The following is a 2,579-nucleotide window of genomic DNA, read 5'->3' as shown; positions in this document are numbered from 1 at the left end:
GTTCCGCCGCCAGATCCTTGTCCATGCCCTCAAGCGAGAGCAGGTCTTCGGCCGGTCGGCCGTCTGCGCAAGCTGAACATGGGCTCGCAGTTCGTCGGTGCGTTCACCGTCGGCGACCAGCTGCTGTGGGGCGCGGCCGAGCCGCTGCGCCGCATGCTGCGGATCCTGCTGGAGCGTTGATCCGACGCTGAAACGAAAAAACCCGCACCTTGCCAAAGGTGCGGGTTTTTTCTTGCCCGGCGATCAAGCGTCAGGCACGCCCTTTTCCCATACCGGCCAGTGCTCGAGGATGTCCTGCACCAACGGATTGCCCGTGCGGTAGAGGTTCTCCAGGGCCGGCGCGAAACCGCCCTGATCGGCGTACTTGAGCAGGTTGTCCACTTCGCTGCCGCCCGGGGCGGGGCGGTCGAAGTCCGAGCCGGCCCGCACCACCGCCAGGCGCTGCACGTCCATCCGGCCTTCGCGGCTGGCGCGCAGCAGGGCCTCGTAGGTGGAGTTGTCCTCCTGCTGGGTGGTGCAGTATTCGCCCTTGCCGTCGGTCAGCAGCCGCGTCCAGACCTCGGCCCGCTCGCTCAGGCGGGTGCCGGAGAACCACGTGTTGCCCGCCAGCGTGTCGCAGCGGGTCACCGTCGGCGGCTGGTTGGCCGGGGCCTGCGGGTACTTCAGGCGCCAGGCCGCCGACTCCTTGCTCTCGCTCAGCGCGACGTGGCGGCTCAGGGCAAAGGCCTTGGCCTGCAGCCTCGGGTTGAGTTCGAACACTTCGGTCTTGTAGTCCAGCGGCGGCTTTTCGTTCGGCCCGCGGGTGTTGATGCCCAGGTAGCCGGTCGGCCAGTCCTTGGGCGCGTCACGGGCGTCCAGTTCCCACTGGGTGCCGAACTCCACCAGGTAGTGCGCCCACGCGGCGGTGCCGAGGGTACCGTGCTTGGGGCTGATGCCGGCGATCCCGGCGATCAGGAAGTAGCTCTTGCGCAGGTCGAACTGCGGCGACAGCGCCAGGGCCAGGGTCGAGGCGGCGGCGTTGGTCTGGCCCATGCCGGTGACCATCAGGCACACCTGCCGGGCATTGCAGCGCACCGTCGGGTACTCGGCCGACAGCCCAGGCACGCGGACTTCCTGCGTCAGGTGCAGGCGGTCGATCCAGTGCTGCGCCTCGGGGGCGAACATGGTGATCAGCACCACCTTGGGCCGCAGCGGCTCGGGTTGGGCCGGCGCAGTCGCCGCCCAGGCGGTGGAAGAGAGCAGGGCCGCAGCGGCCAGGGAAACACGCGTCATTGCCTTCATGAAAACCTCCTGTGATCAGAACTGGTAACCGATGCCGGCGTAGTAGCCCCAGCCGTTGGAGCGTGCGCGGAAATCGCCGTCGCCGAAGTTCAGCTCGCTGCCGTCCTCCCAGTTGCCGCCGTTGTGGAAGTAGCGGCCCACCAGTGTGAAGCGCAGGTGGGTGAACGAGTACAGCAGCACGTTGGTCGCCACCGTGGCGTTGGCGGTGCGGGCGGGGTTGTCCTTGTGCAGGTCCGAGCCGAAGTCGAAGTTGGTGAAGCCGATGTAGGTCAGCGACGCGCCGTTGCTGAAGCGGTCGATGGGCACGATGTACTTGAGCTGCGCGCGGTAGCCGTCCCACGAATACTCGTTGCTGGCGCCGTAGTTCTCCCACTGGTAGCGGCCGTAGAGGTTGGCCGACAGGTTGACCCGCGAATGGGTGTCGATGTCGGTGCCCAGGCCGCTGTAGAGCGTGTTGGCGCGGTTGGCGCTGTTGCTGCCGTGGTCGTAGATCCAGTCGAAGGCCACGTACCACTCCTTGAACGGGCCGATGGCCAGGCTGCGGCCGGCCAGATAGTCGATGGAGATCCGCGGTTCGTGCTCCATGAACACCGGCGAGCCGTGGTCCCACACGCCTTTGTCGTGGCTGTTGCCGATGTTGAAGATCTTCGGGACGTCGATGTAGCCGTACAGCTCGAACGGGCCCTTGCGGCCGAAATACTCGTATTCCAGGTAGATGTCGTCGGCAGGGCGAGGGCCGAAGCTGATGTCCTTGCTGCCGATCAGGGTCAGGTTCTGGTTGTACCAGTCCGACAGGTAGGCGCCTTTTTTCGGCGGGCTGGCTTCGGGGCTGAGGGTTTCGCCCTGGGCCGACTCTTCGCCGGTCGCCGGCTGCGCCAAGACGCTGTCGCTGAGAAGTCCGGTAACGCCGGCCAGTAGCAGGGAAACGGCAAACGTGCGCGCGCCACGGGAAGGGCGGCAGGAGGGAGCGTGCATTCAAAGTCCTTTTTTGCGGATCCAGGCCCGGAATTCCGGGCTTGTACGGTTCGGGGTCGAAATGGCCGGGATAAACGGCTCGCAAACGTTTGCACAAGCCGTACCAGTTTTCAAAGAGCCCGCAGATCCGGCATCCCAACCCAGCATCACCGGTGCCTGACCCACCGCCATCGCCAGCAGGCTGGCTCCCACAGAGGATTCCGGTTGTCCGCAGTATCCCTGCACACCACAAAACCTTGTGGGAGCTGGCCTGCCAGCGATGAGGCCGGCACAGCCGACATCCCTGTTGCCTGACCCACCGCCATCGCCAGCAGGCTGGCTCC

The 2,579-nt window shown here is 66.0% G+C and carries 3 protein-coding genes and 1 pseudogene; 1 reads left to right on the top strand and 3 read right to left on the bottom strand.

The window, feature by feature from the left end; all coding sequences use genetic code 11:
- Positions 1-180: pseudogene (locus ACIP0B_RS28265) on the top strand (hypothetical protein); the annotation flags it as partial.
- A 63-nt stretch (positions 181-243) separates the two neighbouring features.
- On the opposite strand, the gene ACIP0B_RS28260 reads toward ACIP0B_RS28265, so the two are convergent.
- The 3 genes from ACIP0B_RS28260 to ACIP0B_RS28250 form a co-directional block, all read right to left on the bottom strand.
- Positions 244-1,281, bottom strand: coding sequence for a purine-nucleoside phosphorylase (locus ACIP0B_RS28260; protein ID WP_400838452.1), 1,038 nt, complete (start codon positions 1,279-1,281; stop codon positions 244-246).
- A 15-nt stretch (positions 1,282-1,296) separates the two neighbouring features.
- A complete protein-coding gene (locus ACIP0B_RS28255; RefSeq protein WP_400838449.1) occupies positions 1,297-2,256 on the bottom strand; it encodes a nucleoside-specific channel-forming protein Tsx in 960 nt (319 codons plus the stop codon).
- On the bottom strand, positions 2,257-2,579 hold a 323-nt coding region (locus ACIP0B_RS28250), incomplete at its 5' end, for a hypothetical protein (protein ID WP_400838447.1).

The organism is Pseudomonas sp. NPDC089534, assembly GCF_044749305.1.
Classification (GTDB): Bacteria; Pseudomonadota; Gammaproteobacteria; order Pseudomonadales; family Pseudomonadaceae; genus Aquipseudomonas; species Aquipseudomonas ekonensis.
This window is presented reverse-complemented; position numbering and strand designations above follow the sequence as displayed.

Excerpts from the sequence above, each read along its gene's own strand:
- ACIP0B_RS28260 (WP_400838452.1), bottom strand. The coding sequence starts at position 1,281 with ATGAAGGCAATGACGCGTGTTTCCCTGGCCGCTGCGGCCCTGCTCTCT.
- ACIP0B_RS28255 (WP_400838449.1), bottom strand. The coding sequence starts at position 2,256 with ATGCACGCTCCCTCCTGCCGCCCTTCCCGTGGCGCGCGCACGTTTGCC.